General features: G+C 38.9%; 13 protein-coding genes. 6 read left to right on the forward strand and 7 right to left on the reverse strand.

Annotation, left to right across the window (positions count from 1 at the left end):
• The first annotated feature begins 44 nt into the window (after nucleotides 1-44).
• Both KK060_RS00435 and purT read left to right on the forward strand, forming a co-directional pair.
• On the forward strand, nucleotides 45-2,516 hold the full coding sequence (locus tag KK060_RS00435) for a transglycosylase domain-containing protein (protein ID WP_254151424.1): 2,472 nt from the start codon (nucleotides 45-47) through the stop codon (nucleotides 2,514-2,516).
• A 74-nt stretch (nucleotides 2,517-2,590) separates the two neighbouring features.
• Entirely contained in the window at nucleotides 2,591-3,790 is a 1,200-nt protein-coding gene (purT, locus tag KK060_RS00440; protein ID WP_254151425.1) for a formate-dependent phosphoribosylglycinamide formyltransferase, read from the forward strand.
• 26 nt (nucleotides 3,791-3,816) lie between these two features.
• Here the strand turns inward: purT and KK060_RS00445 are convergent, their stop codons facing one another.
• The 3 genes from KK060_RS00445 to KK060_RS00455 form a co-directional block, all read right to left on the reverse strand.
• The gene (locus KK060_RS00445) at nucleotides 3,817-4,731 is read right to left on the reverse strand and encodes a glutaminase (protein WP_254151426.1); all 915 of its coding nucleotides are present in this window, start codon (nucleotides 4,729-4,731) and stop codon (nucleotides 3,817-3,819) included.
• Nucleotides 4,732-4,741: 10 nt separating this feature from the next.
• Complete coding sequence (locus KK060_RS00450) at nucleotides 4,742-6,406, reverse strand: glutamine--tRNA ligase/YqeY domain fusion protein (protein WP_254151427.1); 1,665 nt, start codon at nucleotides 6,404-6,406, stop codon at nucleotides 4,742-4,744.
• 109 nt (nucleotides 6,407-6,515) lie between these two features.
• Nucleotides 6,516-6,746, reverse strand: a complete 231-nt coding sequence (locus KK060_RS00455) for a hypothetical protein (RefSeq protein WP_254151428.1) — start codon at nucleotides 6,744-6,746, stop codon at nucleotides 6,516-6,518.
• Between the two features lie 255 nt (nucleotides 6,747-7,001).
• Here KK060_RS00455 and KK060_RS00460 point away from each other — a divergent pair, with 255 nt between their 5' ends.
• Together KK060_RS00460 and KK060_RS00465 are read left to right on the forward strand one after the other, a co-directional pair.
• Entirely contained in the window at nucleotides 7,002-7,436 is a 435-nt protein-coding gene (locus tag KK060_RS00460; protein WP_254151429.1) for a hypothetical protein, read from the forward strand.
• 27 nt (nucleotides 7,437-7,463) lie between these two features.
• A complete protein-coding gene (locus tag KK060_RS00465; RefSeq protein WP_254151430.1) occupies nucleotides 7,464-8,360 on the forward strand; it encodes an EamA family transporter in 897 nt (298 codons plus the stop codon).
• A gap of 3 nt (nucleotides 8,361-8,363) precedes the next feature.
• On the opposite strand, the gene KK060_RS00470 is transcribed toward KK060_RS00465, so the two are convergent.
• The 3 genes from KK060_RS00470 to KK060_RS00480 all read right to left on the reverse strand — a co-directional run bounded on the left by KK060_RS00470 (nucleotide 8,364) and on the right by KK060_RS00480 (nucleotide 11,902).
• The gene (locus KK060_RS00470; protein ID WP_254151431.1) at nucleotides 8,364-9,467 is read right to left on the reverse strand and encodes a glycosyltransferase family 2 protein; all 1,104 of its coding nucleotides are present in this window, start codon (nucleotides 9,465-9,467) and stop codon (nucleotides 8,364-8,366) included.
• Between the two features lie 118 nt (nucleotides 9,468-9,585).
• Nucleotides 9,586-10,557: a glycosyltransferase family 2 protein gene (locus KK060_RS00475; RefSeq protein WP_254151432.1), complete on the reverse strand. Its 972-nt coding sequence runs from the start codon at nucleotides 10,555-10,557 to the stop codon at nucleotides 9,586-9,588.
• Entirely contained in the window at nucleotides 10,544-11,902 is a 1,359-nt protein-coding gene (locus KK060_RS00480) for a homoserine dehydrogenase (RefSeq protein ID WP_254151433.1), read from the reverse strand. Before KK060_RS00480 ends, KK060_RS00475 begins: the two co-directional genes overlap by 14 nt.
• 366 nt (nucleotides 11,903-12,268) lie before the next feature.
• Here KK060_RS00480 and KK060_RS00485 point away from each other — a divergent pair, with 366 nt between their 5' ends.
• Complete coding sequence (locus KK060_RS00485; protein WP_254151434.1) at nucleotides 12,269-13,318, forward strand: DUF4407 domain-containing protein; 1,050 nt, start codon at nucleotides 12,269-12,271, stop codon at nucleotides 13,316-13,318.
• Between the two features lie 42 nt (nucleotides 13,319-13,360).
• Here the strand turns inward: KK060_RS00485 and KK060_RS00490 are convergent, their stop codons facing one another.
• On the reverse strand, nucleotides 13,361-14,440 hold the full coding sequence (locus KK060_RS00490; protein WP_254151435.1) for a glycoside hydrolase family 18 protein: 1,080 nt from the start codon (nucleotides 14,438-14,440) through the stop codon (nucleotides 13,361-13,363).
• A 185-nt stretch (nucleotides 14,441-14,625) separates the two neighbouring features.
• Here KK060_RS00490 and abc-f point away from each other — a divergent pair, with 185 nt between their 5' ends.
• Nucleotides 14,626-16,500: a ribosomal protection-like ABC-F family protein gene (abc-f, locus tag KK060_RS00495; protein WP_254151436.1), complete on the forward strand. Its 1,875-nt coding sequence runs from the start codon at nucleotides 14,626-14,628 to the stop codon at nucleotides 16,498-16,500.
• Nucleotides 16,501-16,664: the final 164 nt, after the last annotated feature.

A 16,664-nucleotide genomic window follows, 5' to 3' on the forward strand; every position in this document is an offset into this window, starting at 1 on the left:
ATTGATGGTCCAGAATTTTTTAAAGATGGGGGGACATGTGAAGTATGCAGAAATCAGTGGAAAAAATTCTCAGTACAATCCGACAATTTGCAGATCAAGTTTATGAACGAGCGAAGCCGCTTTTAAATCCGATTGCCAGAAAAGCTAACTCGTTTATTGAATACTACGAAAACCATCCTAAAGCAAGGCTTTGGACGTTACTAGTAGTGCTTCCTTTAATTACTTTTTTCATTCTAATATTTATCGTATTGAAAGATACCCCAGGAAAAAAGGAGCTTCGTACTATCAAAAATCCGTTAGCTTCTGAAGTTTATACTGCAGACAGTGTTCTTATAGGACGATACTTTATTCAAGATAGAACACAAGTAAAGTATGAAGATATTTCTCCTCTTGTAATTGATGCTCTTATTGCCACCGAGGATGTGCGTTTTTTTCAGCATCACGGTATTGATTATGTTTCGCTGGGCCGCGTGCTGGTGAAGTCAATCCTTCTTCAAGACGAATCTGCTGGAGGTGGAAGCACGATTACTCAGCAATTGGCCAAGAACTTATATCCAAGAAAAGAGTATCTGTTTCTTTCTATGCTTATAAACAAGTTACGTGAAGCTGTAATTGCCCGGCGTCTTGAAAGCATCTACTCCAAAAAAGACATTATCACTTTGTATTTAAATACAATTCCTTTCGGTGACAACACTTTTGGTATTCAGGCTGCCTCCAAGCGGTTCTTTTCTACTGATGCAAAAAAACTTTCACTGGATCAGGCTGCAGTTCTGATAGGTATGCTGAAAGCAACACATTATTATAATCCAAGAATATTTCCTAAGAATGCTTTGTCTAGAAGAAATGTAGTATTAGCGCAGATGAGTAAGTATAGAAAGCTTCCAACGGAAAAAGCTGACTCATTGAAGAGACTTCCTTTGGGCACGAAGTACAGCCAAGTAGTTGTTAAACATGAGCTAGCCCCTTACTTTCGCGAGTACTTAAAACAGGAATTGCAGAAATGGTGTGCTAAAAATACAAAGTCTGATGGTACTCCTTATGATCTATATACTGATGGATTGAAAATTTATACAACCATAGACTCAAAACTTCAGGAGTATGCTGAGAAAGCAGTAACAAAGCAAATGGTTGAAGTTCAAAAACAATTTATTGATCATTTGGAGGGAGATGCTCCATGGCAAGACAGGGAAGAAGTGGTGATGGATGCTGTGCGGAGAACTGCAAGGTATAAAAAGCTTAAAGAGGAAGGCATGTCTGAAGCTGCTATTCTTCAGGTAATGAGTAAACGTGTTCCTACAAAACTATTTACATGGGAAGGGGAGAAGGAGGTCAAGATGAGCCAACTTGATTCAATTCGACATCACCTTCAATTTTTAAATGCCGGCTTTTTAGCGATGGAACCTTCATCAGGCGAGGTTAAAGCTTGGGTAGGGGGTATATCACATGATTTTTATAAGTATGATCATGTAAAGGCGTCAACTAAACGGCAAGTCGGATCAATATTTAAACCTATTGTTTGCGCGGTGGCTATAGAGCAGGGAATCTCACCCTGCGAGTTGATTTCTGCCGGTCAGGAAACTTACATTGATGATGAAGGCCAGGAATGGACGCCCAGAAATGCGCAGTATGATTACGATGTGCAATATTCTATGAGAGGTGCGTTAGCTTATTCTGTAAATACCGTATCGGTCAAGTTAATTCAACGTGCTGGTATTAATAACACCATAAGGATGTCAAGGAATATGGGGATTCACAGTGATATTCCCGATGTACCCTCTATTGCGCTTGGATCATCGTCAATCTCGTTAATGGAAATGACGGCAGCATATGCTTGTCTGACAAACGAAGGAGTATCCAGTTATCCATATTTCATAACATCCATTACCGACAGAGAGGGTAATCGCTTTGATGATTTTAAACCAAAAATATCAGGAAAACGGGCAATGTCGAAAGAGACAGCGCAACTGGTCAGGCATATGCTCCAAACTGTTGTTAATGAAGGCACGGCGTCACGCCTTCGCTGGAAATACGGCGTGTATAATGACATAGCAGGAAAAACAGGTACTACACAAGCAAATGCAGATGGATGGTTTATGGCCATGACACCCAATCTTGTAATCGGTACATGGGTGGGAGCTGATGATCCCAGGATTAGATTTAAGCAAACGAATCTTGGCCAAGGCTCTAATACCGCATTGCCCATGGTCGCTTACTTCCTCAAGGAAGTAAACCAAAATCCAAATTATAAAAGTATATCACAAGCACGTTTCTCCTCTTTGGATTATTCACTTAGAAGTAAACTAAACTGCGACCTTTATGAATTTAATGATACATTATGGCAACAGGTTGAGCGTACTGTGCATCAAAGAGATTCAATAATTCAAAGAGACACTGCTGCAACGCTCCCACCAGAGACATTTCTCCAAACGTTATATAAGCGTAAAAAACGAATTATACTGGCTAGTGAGTTGCAGGCTGCAAACATCACAGCTGATAATGGTGATGGAGGGCGTTAAGTACGCAGTTATTCTAGGGTGGTTGCATGAAGTTTTGAAAACTAGTATTATTCGAAAAATATCAGTTGGAATTCATGGCTTCAGACGCAAAATCACTAAAAGTAGGAACACCATTTAAATCTTCTTCAATAAAAGTAATGCTTTTAGGTTCGGGAGAGCTTGGAAAAGAAGTAGTTATAGAATTCCAACGTTATGGTGTTGAGGTGATAGCAGTCGATAAGTATGACAATGCACCTGCAATGCAGGTAGCGCACCGATCTTACACAATCTCAATGCTTGACAAAGAGGCATTACGTTCTCTTATCGAAAAAGAAAATCCGGATTATATAGTACCAGAGGTAGAAGCTATACACACTGATACTTTAGTGGAACTTGAAAAAGAAGGCTTTGCAGTTATTCCTTCAGCGAATGCTACCCGTCTTACTATGAACAGGGAAGGGATACGCACTCTGGCAGCAGAACAATTACAACTTCGAACATCTCCCTATAAGTTTGCTGCAACGAAAGAAGAGTTTATGATGGCAGTAAGCACAATTGGAATTCCATGTGTAGTAAAGCCGATTATGAGTTCTTCCGGTAAGGGACAAAGCGTAATTAAAACCAGAGAGGATATCGACTTCGCATGGAAGTATGCCCAAGAAGGTGGAAGAAGCGGAAGTGGGCATGTTATTATAGAAGGATTTATTGATTTTGATTATGAAATAACACTTTTGACTATTAAGCACAAATACGGGGTGTCATTTTGCGAACCGATAGGTCATAGGCAGGAGCATGGAGATTACCAGGAGTCATGGCAACCACATCCTATGCCCCTAAAAGCGCTAGAGGATGCTAAGACTATAGCAGAAAAGGTTGTAAATGCGTTGGGAGGGACAGGGATTTTTGGGGTTGAATTTTTTGTAAAAGGAGAAATGGTCTACTTTAGCGAGCTTTCACCAAGACCTCATGATACGGGGATGGTTACAATGATTTCTCAAGATCTATCTGAATTTGCACTTCATGTAAGGGCGATCCTTGGTTTACCGATTCCAAACATTGTTCAGCATGGGCCTTCAGCATCAAGTGTAATCCTTGTCAAGGGAACATCTCAAAACATTACCTTCTCAGGATTAGAGGATGCACTTTCTGAGCCGGACACGCAAATAAGATTATTTGGCAAACCTGAAGTTAATGGAGAAAGAAGAATGGGTGTTTGCCTTGCAAGAGGAAAGTCTATAGAAGAAGCAAGAGAGAAGGCAAATAACGCAGCTAAACAAATTAAGTATACTTTATAACTACATGTTAACGATCACGAGGAGAATCAGAAAATTGACATTCCTGTTTTCGTTGTAAATAGTTCCAGTGCCTTCATTCCTACAATTGAATTACCTTTAGGATTAAGTTCCGGACTCCATACTGCAACCGAAAGTTTCCCAGGTATTACGGCTACAATTCCACCTCCAACACCACTTTTGCCAGGTAGTCCTACACGAAAGGCAAATTCCCCGGCTTCATCATAAAAACCACACGTCATCATCACTGCGTTTAAACGTTTAGCCTGGCTTACCGTTAACAATCTTTCACCTGAGGAAGGCAGTATGCCATGATTCGAAAAGTATAGCATTGCTTTTGCAAGGTCAATACAACTCATAGCAATTGAGCAATGATGGAAATAAACGTCTAGAACATCATCGACATTATTAACAATGTTTTGATGGCTCTTCATAAAGTTGACTAGTGAGGCATTACGGTAACCGTGTGCTTTTTCGGAGTCAACAACAACTTGATCGTAGTGTATATAATCATTCCTGGAAATCGTTTTTAAAAAATTGAGTACATATGCTTTTGGATCTTTTTCATCGGAAATGAGGATGTCTGTGATAACAAGGGCTCCAGCATTAATAAAGGGATTTCTTGGAATTCCCTTTTCATATTCAAGTTGAACTAACGAGTTAAAAGACGTTCCAGACGGTTCTATACCTACTCTTTTCCAAAGAGCATCGCCATGTTTACGAAAGACAAGACTTAAGGTAAAAACTTTAGATATACTCTGAATGCTGAACGCCTCTTGTGCATCACCAAAGTGAAAGCATTCTCCTTCCACCGTGGCGATGGCAATTCCAAATTTTTTTGGATCTATTCGTTCTAATGCCGGGATATAGTCAGCAACCTTACCTTTTCCAAAATAAGGTTGCACCTCAGTAAAGATCTCTTCTAAAATTTTCCTGTAAGTCAAGTAACTAAAGCTACCCTTTCTTTACTTCTTTGGCCCACATGTCTTTCAAAGTAACAGTCCGATTAAAGACTAGCTTTCCGTCTTTTGAATCAGGGTCAAGACAGAAATATCCTTTCCTTAAAAACTGATAGCGTTCTTCTCCTTTAGCTTTTAGTAATTCTGGTTCTGCGTATACTTTAGGTACTACCAGTAAGGAGTCAGGATTAATATGCTCTTTAAAGTCACCTTCTGCCTGGCTTAGATCTTCGGCTTTAAACAACCTGTCATACAACCGGGTCTCTATTGTTACTGCATGTTGCGCACTCACCCAATGTAGTGTTCCTTTTACGGAAATGCCTGACGTATCTGAACCGCTTCGGCTTTCAGGAATATAAGTACAGTGAAGTTCTGTAATTCCGCCATTAGCATCTTTAACGAAACTATCGCATCTGATAATATAGGCATATTTAAGGCGAACCATTTGTCCTGGCGCAAGGCGGAAGAATTTCTTTGGTGCTACCTCCATAAAATCCTCCTGTTCAATATATAGCTCACGGCTAAAAGGTATCTCTCTTGATCCTGAATTCTCATCTTCCGGGTTGTTTTCCCCCGAAAGTATTTCCGTCTTTCCTTCAGGATAATTTGTAATCACAATTTTTAGTGGATCAAACACAGCCATCCTGCGTAAGGCTATTTTATTTAAATGTTCTCTCACGCAAAATTCAAGCAAACCCACATCAATAAGGTTTTCACGCTTTGCTACCCCTATTTTGTCACAGAACTCTCTGATACTTTCCGGAGTATAGCCACGACGTCTTACAGCGCTGATAGTCGGCATTCGTGGGTCATCCCATCCGCTGACGTGGTTCTCATTTACCAACTGCAGCAGTTTGCGTTTACTCATAACCGTATAGGTCATATTCAACCTCGCAAATTCATATTGTCTTGAAGGGTATATTTCCAGTTTCTCAATGAACCATTCATACAATTCACGATGAGGTATAAACTCAAGCGTGCAAATGCTGTGTGTAATCTTTTCAATTGCGTCACTTTGGCCGTGAGCAAAATCATACATAGGGTAGATACACCACTTGTCACCAGTGCGATGATGATGAGCATGTTTAATCCGGTATAAAATAGGATCACGCATGTGCATATTTTGATGCCCCATGTCAATCTTGGCCCGCAGCACTTTTTCCCCGTCCTTATATTTGCCCGCTTTCATTTCTTCGAAAAGTTTCACATTTTCATCAACTGTTCTCGATCGGAAGGGACTATTTTTACCTGGCTGTGTAGGAGTGCCTTTTTGTTCTGCTATTTCCTCGCTTGTACTATCATCAACATAAGCCAAATCCTTTTTAATGAGCTTTACGGCAAATTCATACAGCTGATTGAAGTAATCTGATGCATATAATTCGTTTTTCCATTGGAAGCCCAGCCATTTCACATCGTTCTTGATGCTTTCTACGTACTCTGTATCTTCTGTAATAGGGTTAGTGTCATCAAATCGCAGATTTGTATAGCCTCCATACTTTAAGGCTAATCCAAAATTAAGGCAGATACTTTTCGCATGTCCCATATGGAGGTAACCATTGGGTTCCGGCGGAAATCGCGTAACTATACTTTTATGTTTTCCAGAGGAGAGATCATTTTCTACAATCTCTTCAAGGAAGTTCAAGCTTTTTTCTTCTATCATCTTGTACCAGTCGTAAAAATGTAAAGGTAAAAATGGTTTTAAACCGGTGAAAATTACACCTGTTTTTCTCAAAAACAAAAGCTATGCAGATGACGGAATAAAGAAAGGTTTAGTATCTCTTGATGATATTATTAATGGGAATGCAGATTCCAATGCTCCACGTGGTTGAATCCTTCTTGATGATTGGCTCATATTTATTCAAGACAGCTTTCACCTCATCGAGTTTTAATAATTCCTTTTCATCAGAAATTACAAAATTTGAATTTACTTCATAATATGTTATGAAAGAAGATGGAGTAAACTTCACTCCTGTGGTGTTCAACTTCACTTGCTTCATCATGCTAATGGGTGGTATAGGTTGCAGCAGTATGGCTGCTGTTCTTTTTTTGATATAATCAAAGATAATATATAAAAATCACGAGATACCATACATTTCAATTAAAATTTAATGAACTAAGTATTACCCTAATACAAAGCGATATTGCCGCTATTACCAATAGCCAGCGGCTGAATACTTAATGTTTATTCAGCGGCAGCCTGGAATTCTTACTGGCATTTGATTTTACGCTATTCGCTAAAATATCAATGTAGAATAATGGAATTAGGACTTCAGGTAGCATATCTATTTATCATCGCTATACCAATTGCATGTATAGCATGGACAGTAACACATGAAGAAGTTTTTCGTGAGCCGCGCGAATTTTGTGTAAAGGCTAGTCGAGAAGGTGAAACATTATTGAAAAGGAAGTTCTTTTATCTATTCACTTGCGAGTATTGCTTCAGTCACTACGTTACAATCTTCTTTCTAATTGTTACCAGGTTTACTTTACTATATGACGACTGGCGGGGCTATCTTATTGGAGGTTTTGCTCTTGTATGGGTTGCAAATATTTATATGAGTCTTTACGCGTTTATACGTGTGGATTTGAAAAAGGAAAGAATAAAAACAAAGCTTCAAGAGAAGAGAGTAAACGAAAATACTGTAGGTAAATCCGTAACCAAAGAAAAGATTATTCCGGTCCATCACTAAATTTTATTCTCTATCTTCGCCTCCTTCATGGAGAATAGAAAGCACTATGCAGCTGCAATTGCTGCCTTTGTAATATGGGGATTCTTTTCAATCCCGTTAAGAGCTCTTAAAGGCTTTTATCCGGGTGAAATACTTTACTTCAGGATATTAACCTCTTTTTTTATTCTTGCGGCCATCATTTTCTTTTTAAGAAGACAACATATAAAGAAAGACTTTACCTACCTTCAATCTTTTCAAAAAAACAAACGGCTTAGAATCATAGCGCTTACATTGGCAGGAGGTGCTTTACTTTCTGTTAATTGGCTCACCTTTATTCATATTGTAAATCATATAAACATCAAGACAGCATCTTTTTCTTACCTTATATGTCCGGTTATAACAGCGGTGCTCGGTTATGTGATTATTAAGGAGAGGCTCACCTCCCTTCAATGGTTATCAGTGGCATTGTGTGCAGTCAGTTGTGCACTAATGGGGCTTAGTTCTTTTGTTGAGTTAGGGTACAGCTTCCTAACCGCATTTACCTATGCACTATATTTGATCACCCAACGTAAGAATCAAGGTTTTGACAGAATGATTATTTTAGGAGTACAAATTCTATTCTCCCTTGTTATTCTCTCTTTCTGTTATCCATTACTTATCCATGCAGTTCCATCGGATCCTAAGTTCTACATCATCATCTTTGTAATTGCAGCTTTTTTTACGGTATTACCCTTATTTTTAAATCTATTTGCGTTGAATAAAATAAATTCGGCGACCATCGGCGTTCTTATGTACTTAAATCCCCTCGTAAATTTTAGTGTTGCCTTTTTCGTATTTAAAGAAACCATTAGTGCGTTACAAGCATTAGGATATACGATTATTGTTATAGCCTTGGTGCTGTTTAACTTGCAAAACATTAAAAAGCTACAGACGTCTTTGAGGTAATACTCAAACGTTTCCTGTAGTGATCTTTTTTTCCGGGATGTATAACCGCCCACTCCATAAAATTGGAAGATTAAACAGATGTCCCACTGCGGCCCAGCAGCTCAAAGTTAAAAACAGCATAAAAGAAACCGGAAATACAATCAATCCCGAAATCGTAAAATTTCCAAGCTTTGGCTGAACAAGCGCAAAACATATTAATGTAAGAAGTAAAGGGATCCAGGAGGTCAACTCGAATGGGAATAGATTTGCTAAGTTTAATGTAAGCAAAGGAAGAAGTGTATAGAAAAATACGGAAGGTTTCAGCTCTCGTATACCAAGCCGTAGAATGCGGAGCCAACCTTTGATAAAAGCCTCAAAAGATTCGTACATTTGAACTTCACACAATTTAACTCCTGCGAACATTGAAAATTTCCCTTTGTTTGCAATTACGAGTTTAGCGAGAGAGGCATCATCAGCAACTTCATTGTGAACTGCGACATGGCCACCAATTTTGTGGTAAAACTCTTTCTCAAGAAGTAAATATTGTCCTAAGGCATAAGGGTGGTCAATACTTATCCTGTCGTACGGAGATGCACCAGCATGAATTAAGCAGAAGAAAGGACCTAATAGCTTTTCCCACCACAGTTTATTAATATGAAAAGGAGGGGCGGAAATCATCTTGCTCTTTGTTTTTTGAAGAAATGCTACTGCTTTTTTCAAGCTATCTGGTTTATGGATAGTGTCAGCATCGGTGAAAAGAATGTATTTGCCCGTGGCACTCATTGCCCCAATATGGCATGCCCAACTTTTACCTACCCATCCGTGTGGCTTAGGGGGTGTGCTGAGTACTTTAACTGGGTATTGTTCTGCAATTTGCCTGGTATGATCAGTTGATCCATCATCAACAACAATGATCTCAACAGCAGGATAATCGAGATGTAGAAGCGAGTCTAGTAGTTTACTGATCTTATTTGCTTCATTTCTGGCAGGAATAATAAGAGATACCGAAAATACTTCCTTAAGTTTCAATGACCTTTTAGAAAACTGGTTAATGATGTAAGGCCAGAAGCGGATCCAAACACCTACCACAGCAACATAAGCTAAAATCTCCGACACATTGTTCTTCATCTGACATCACGTTTGTATATAAATAGTTTGCGAACCAAAATGATGCCTGGTAATATTCAATAAAAAAGGTGCTTGCAAGCTGCAAACACCTCTTCGGTTGGTTTGGGTAATAGTCTCTTTAATTTTGCAATGATGGTTCTTTTTTCACTGTTATATGAGACGTTGGGATTGCCGTATTGTTTACACTACTATCTTCAACATTCTCTTTAAGCCCATGTCTCTTTCTCCAGATCCTGATTTGCTTTCCTTTCTTATTCCAGAATTTTAACATGGCAGGATCCATCTTCATCTTGAGCATCATCTTTCTCAATGGATTAGTAAAAATCCATATCAAGCGTTTGCCTTTAGGAAATGAGTTGATGCTATATTCAGCGCGAATTAACATTGCGGATAATTCCCGGTTAATAAACTCGGGTTCGTTTCTTAGCCTTTCCATATAGAGCGGCTGAGGACCTACATCATGATAATTCTTCTCATCCCACAAAAACTTGAGTCCGGTAACGGATGGAACAATTTCAAACTTCATCCCTTTGTACTGCGCTTGCCTGAAAAAGTCTACTCTTGGATATGAATAAGTTTCGTTTATATTTTTCCAATAGCCTATTTCATTTACTACGTCTTTTCTATGAATAACAGCAGTTGCCTCCGGAGGAATTGGCATGTCAGGTAACAATGGAATATCTGGTCTTGAATAAGTAAATGAATAAACCCATTGTATGATCGAGAAGGCAAAGTGCGCCTGTGTTTTTTCAATGTGGTTTACCAATGCTTCAAGGTGATTAGGCAACCAGATATCGTCGTGGTTCAGATATGCGATATATTTGCCTCTGGCACGTTTTATACCTTCATTGTTCGGCTTGGACTGATATCCAGAATTCTTTGGAAGGTTATACCAGTTAATTCTAGGATCAGTAAAGGATTTCACTACCTTTTCTGTGTGATCAGTACAAGCATCACCAACAATCCATACTTCAAAATTCTTAAACGTTTGCCATAAAATACTTTCAATAGCATACCTTAATGTTTCAGCACGATTGTAAGTGGCTACAACTACGGTTACAAGCGGCTCTGCTGGACTAGTGTTGTGCATATTGTAAATTTTTGTCGATTGTACTTACAAGATCGTCAGAAACTTTAATTCTATCTGATGGCCTTGATTTTACGTTGATTGCATCAAAGTATAATTTAAACGCAGGGTCTTCAGGATTATACTCTACATCGTCCAGGCTGATTCTTTCATTTTGAGCGATATCACGTTTTAGTTTTAATCCATCATTTAATAAAATGGGAAGTCCTGCTTCTTTTTGGTCTCCTAAATTCTCGATTAAGCCATAAGAGTTGTAACCTCCCATACCATCTAAGGTTTCACCCGCCTTAAGGTCTTTCTTTGCATAGGTAAATACATTCGTCTTCATACCATAGATAGGCTGCAACCTTGCAGTATGATCAAGATATGCTTGCGCTACGCATTCCATAGCTTCTAAAGCACCTAGGTGGTACGGTCTGTAGAATAAGTAGAATGGACCAGGGCCCGTGTCAGGAGGGAACCAATCCAAGGTATATTGCATGAATTTATCTTTGGTGTGTCCTATCACAAACACTCCTCCTTTAGGTTCAGCACCCAACAGGTAATCTACCAACGGTGTTTTACCATCCCAAAGTTTTTCAAAGTCATACAGCTTAAAGATATCATGTACTTTGGCAGCTTTATGTCCGTACATTCCAGGAATGGCTGTCCTGCCATTGATTGCATTCGCTAACACAGCCATCTCAACACACAGCTTCGAACCGTCTGTATAGGATGAACACATCTTATGGTCTAGTGATCGCTTGTCAGCTTCGGGGGCAATCTTTGTGGGATTTGTATAAAGATCATGAAAACCTTTAATGTTTCCTGCCATTACTACATCAAATCCCCAAAGGGTTATATCATCGATAAGTTTTTTAATTACAGTAGGCTGGTCTCCGTCTGCACATGTATACACAACGCCTGCATCGTTTGCCATTTCAAGTAACAGAGGTCCATACATCATCTCTGCTTCATAATTCATCATTACAACGTGCTGATGATTATTAATGGCCTTCATAGCATGAACAGCTCCCTGATATACAGCATTTGAAGCTTCTATCATAACATTTATTAACCCACTGGACGATATAATCTCTCCGTTGTCGGTAACAGCAACTCTGCCTCTCTGAATTGCATAATTCAGGTCATCAACGTTGTTCACAATATCATAATCAAAATTCAACCACTTCGCACAATCGATGGCCTTCTTTAAATTAATATCAGCAATGGCAACCGGTTTTATTCCTGGAGTCAAATTGCACTGAAAGACTAAACCTTTTCCGATAGATCCGATTCCAATAATTCCAACTTTAATATCCTTATCCAAGGACATTAACCTGTGCCTGAGGGTGGTCATTTGATTCATAGATTAGTAGATAAATTAGTATTTAACAAAATGTTAGTGAACGAGCGTATGGTGTTGGAGTGTTTGTCGACGGTCATTAAATATTTATGCCCGCTCGTAATTTTCAATAGTTGGTTAAATAGCCGACATAATATTTTCCAATGGGGATTTTTTTGAACAACTGTTAATTCGTCGACACTAAAGACGTTTAGAAGTACGATTTGAGTTACATTAGGCGGCTATAAAGTGCATTTGTGAACAATGCAGTGTACGTCTTCATGACACTTAAAATTTACAGCTTCGCTGAATGTCTTTAAAATCATGTTTTAAAACATGGCATTTATCTTGAGTAGAGCAATACCTTTATAACAAACACGTTAGCAATAAATGCAAAAACTTACCTCTTTCTTCTGGTTCTGTTCAGGCGCAGAAGTTTCACTATTAAAGAAGTGTCCCACAGAAACAAGCAAGTATGTTAGTATTGGTGCTACCGTTTTCTTTACGGGTTTATTTGCGGCACTTGCTGCCGGTTATTCTCTTTATACTGTTTTTGACAACGCATTGACTGCCATTTTTTTTGGCATGTTATGGGGATTAATGATCTTTAATCTCGACAGGTATATCGTTTCAAGTCTACGCAAAGCGGGTAGGGCAGGTAAAGAGTTGCTAATGGCTACACCTCGCATTGTACTTGCCGTGCTGATCTCTATTGTAATTGCTAAACCTCTCGAATTAAAAATTTTTGAAAAGGAGATTAATCCTGAACTGGTGCTAATGGAGCAGGAGAAGTTTGCTCAGCAGGAAGGACAAATTAATTTAAAATACGAACCGAGTCAGGATAGTTTAAAAAACGAAATTACCATACTCAAAGGCGAGATTGAGAAACAGACACTAAAGCGCGATGAACTGGCGCGCATTGCACAGGAGGAGGCAGACGGAACAGGAGGGAGCCGTAAGCGCAATCTTGGGCCAATATATAAAGTGAAAAAAGCGGATGCTGATAAAGCAGAGCAGGAACTAAGATTACTATCAGAGCAAAACAATCAATTGATTGCTCAACTGCAGCGTCAAATCGAAAAAAATAGTGAGTTGATGCAAAAGGAAATAGCATCACTTGACAGATCAAGAATTAATGGTCCTGCTGCTAGAATGGAAGCACTGAACAGGATTACAAAAGAAAGTAGCGCAATATGGCTTGCCCATTGGTTCATTATGCTTCTTTTTATCGCACTCGAAACCTCACCTGTATTTGTCAAACTCGTATCTTCAAGAGGTCCTTATGACAACTTATTGAAAATGGAAGAGCATGGTTTCTATGCGAATGAAGTCGAGTTTCTTGCAAAGACAAATTCTGAAGTCAAGGAAAGATCGTCCAACCTCGGATCTACTGAAGCCGAATTTGTAAACGACAGACTAAACCAGATTTTAAGCAAATAACAAAAAGCGTTATCTTTCGCTTCGATACATTAATTGCCCGTACTACTTCTTAAACTTATATATAGCGTCTAATAGGCCGTCTTTATATGTATCAAGGCTCAATTCCCAGAACATAATGCCGTCAAGTCGTTGATCAATCACATATTGCGTTTTGTGTGTTATTGATTTCACGTCATCAAAGGTTGCGAAGAGTTTTTCAGAAGAGTTATAAGCATAAGGAGCCTTAGCTTTTTCGTCCCAGAAAAAAGTGAAGCCGTTGTCTTTCGAAAGTAGCTTCGGGAATTCCTTAAAGTCTATACTGGTTCTAAATTTTCCTGATTGATACAGTCCGTTGTCTGTTGCAGGCACATTCTCCCAAACACGGGCATAAAATGCAGCGCCTATCACAATTTTATTTCGTGGTACTCCTAACTTTATCAAATACTGAACTGCATTGTCCGTAGATTCGAACTGCTTGTCTCTTGAATATAATGCTGTGTGATGTCCCGTAACTGTAGAGTAACCATTAATTAAATCGTAGGACATAACATTTACCCGATCCATTTCTTTCATTACTTCTTTCCATTCAACAGATTCGACTAAGAATTTTTGAAACCCTCCCGCAGCAAAACTTATTTCATATTGTTTACCGAGCGTTTTTCTTAATTGTTGTGCTAATGCAGTAAAGTTCTTTTTATCCTGAGGTTTATATTTATGTCCAGGATACCCTTCAATGGTAGGATATTCCCAATCTAGGTCTATTCCATCAGTATGAAAGTATTGACTTAACACGAGAACAGATTCGGAAAATTCTTTTCTCGATTTTTCCGTGGAAAACACATCCGAGCACGTAGGGCAACCGCCCCATCCTCCTAGAGATACAATTATTTTAAGTCTTGGATGCTTTTGCTTTAGTGCTACAAGTTTCTGAAGCGTGGTTGAATCTCTTCTGTTGTCTACTGTTAGCTTATTCCCTTTTAAATGGCAAAAGCTAAAAATTATATGTGTTAGCTTGTCAGCGGCGAGGCTGTCAACCTTTTCAGGATTTCCCATATAATACGCTATAACTGTAAAGTTATTCTTTTGGGAAAACGACAGTGTTGATGCTGAAAACAAAATGAGGAACACAAAGATATACTTCATTTATTAGCGGATTTTGGATTTCGGATTTTAACATGCTTATGTTCTTCAATTAACACTTAATTTATTTGATAAGCGGGTGATTTCTTTCAAATTCATGTCACTGTGTTATGTGCACATGAATTTAAAACCACAATATGCTTTTATATGCTTTTTAACCTACCTTTGCGCCTTAAATTTTTACGATAGTGAATTACCTTTCTGCTGAATCTGTTTCCAAAACTTTTAATGATCGCTGGCTCTTTAAAGATATCACCTTAGGTATTTCTCAGGGAGAAAAACTTGCATTAGTAGGTAATAATGGTGTTGGGAAGTCGACGTTACTAAAAATTCTAACCGGCGAAATTCAGCCAGACCAAGGCAAAGTAAGCGTGCGGGAAGGTATCAGAACCGGCTTCTTAATACAACAACCAACAGTTGACAATAACCTTACGGTAAAGGATGTATTGTTTAATGATGATAATGAGATCGCAAAGGTTGTTAAAGAATACGAGGCTTGTCTTCATGATGCTGATACACCTGCTGAAAAAATGCAGGCGGTCCTGGAGCGTATGGAAGACCTTAAGGCATGGGACTATGAATCTAAGGTTCAGGAAGTAATCGGCAAGCTTGGTGTGCCCGATATGGATAAGAAATTTGGTGAGCTTTCAGGCGGGCAAAAGAAGCGCATATTCCTAGCGCAACTGTTGTTGCAGGAACCTGATCTCATCATTATGGATGAACCAACAAACCACTTGGATCTTACGGCTATTGAGTGGCTTGAAACATACCTGTCTGGCCAGAATATTACGCTGATCATGGTGACCCACGATCGCTATTTCCTTGATAATGTCGCTTCAGAGATTATTGAAATAGACCGAGGGCAACTATTCAGATATAAAGGCAATTACGCCTACTTCCTCGAAAAAAAGGCAGAACGTGAAGAAATACTTAAGGCCGAGGTGAGTAAAGCTAGAAACCTTTTGAAGAAGGAACTTGATTGGATGAGAAGGCAACCAAAAGCTCGCGGAACCAAAGCAAAGTATAGAATCGACGCCTTTTATGAACTTCAGGAAAAAGCTAACCAGGACCTTCGTAAGGAAAGGCTTGAGCTTGATATAAAAGAAGCAAGACAAGGAGGGAAAATTCTGGAAGTAGATAAAATCTTTAAGTCTTACGGCAATCAAAAGATCGTTAGCAATTTTTCGTACATATTTAAGAAGCACGATAGAATAGGCGTGGTAGGAAAAAATGGTGTCGGTAAATCGACGTTTCTCGATATGCTCACCGGAAAGCTAAAACCAGATTCAGGAGAGATTATACCAGGTGTTACAACGAAGTTCGGTTATTTTACCCAGGAGGCTATCAGCCTTAATCCTGATAACCGATTGATAGAAGAAGTAAAATCTATTGCAGAATTTATCACGCTGTCAGATGGTACTCAGGTTTCAGCATCCAAGTTTCTTGACTCATTTCTTTTTCCTCCTGAGAAACAGTATAACTATATAAATAAATTAAGTGGTGGAGAAAAGAAGCGCTTACAGCTTCTGAAGCTCCTGGTTACAAATCCAAACTTTCTTATTTTGGATGAACCCACCAATGATTTTGATATTGACACTTTAAACGTACTTGAAGACTTTCTTGAGAAGTTCACCGGGTGTCTCATTCTTGTTTCTCACGATCGCTACTTTATGGATCATCTCGTGGATCAGCTTTTTGTTTTTGAAGGGGATGGAATGATCAGGCAATTCAATGGTAACTATACTGACTATCGTGATTGGGTAGAAGAAGAGGAAGAAAAAGCAGCAAGCAAATCAAAACCATTGTCACCCGTAAATACGGCTCCCCAAGCACAGAAGTCTAATGAGAAGAAGGCAAGCTATAAGGAAAAGCAGGAGTACGAAAAATTGCAGTCTGAAATCACAGATCTCGAGAAAAGGAAAGAGGAGATAACAGAAATGTTTAATAGCGGTAACAACGATCATCAGCAACTTACCAAGTGGTCTGAAGAGATAAAAAGAATAACAGAAGAAATCGATACTAAAACGTTAAGGTGGCTTGAGCTGGCAGAAATAATTGATTAAGCTCAGCTAAATTAATACATGAAAATGTGGTTCAATCCTTTTCGAGCAGTTGGACCACATTTCGCTTTTTCTTTATCCTTGGTCCCCCTAATATTTCCCACATATTCTTATCTAGAGACGAATTCTCATTTATATAAGAAATTTCCCAATTTCAGCTATTTTTT

Source organism: Chryseosolibacter indicum, assembly GCF_018598585.1.
Taxonomy (GTDB): Bacteria; Bacteroidota; Bacteroidia; order Cytophagales; family Cyclobacteriaceae; genus Chryseosolibacter; species Chryseosolibacter indicus.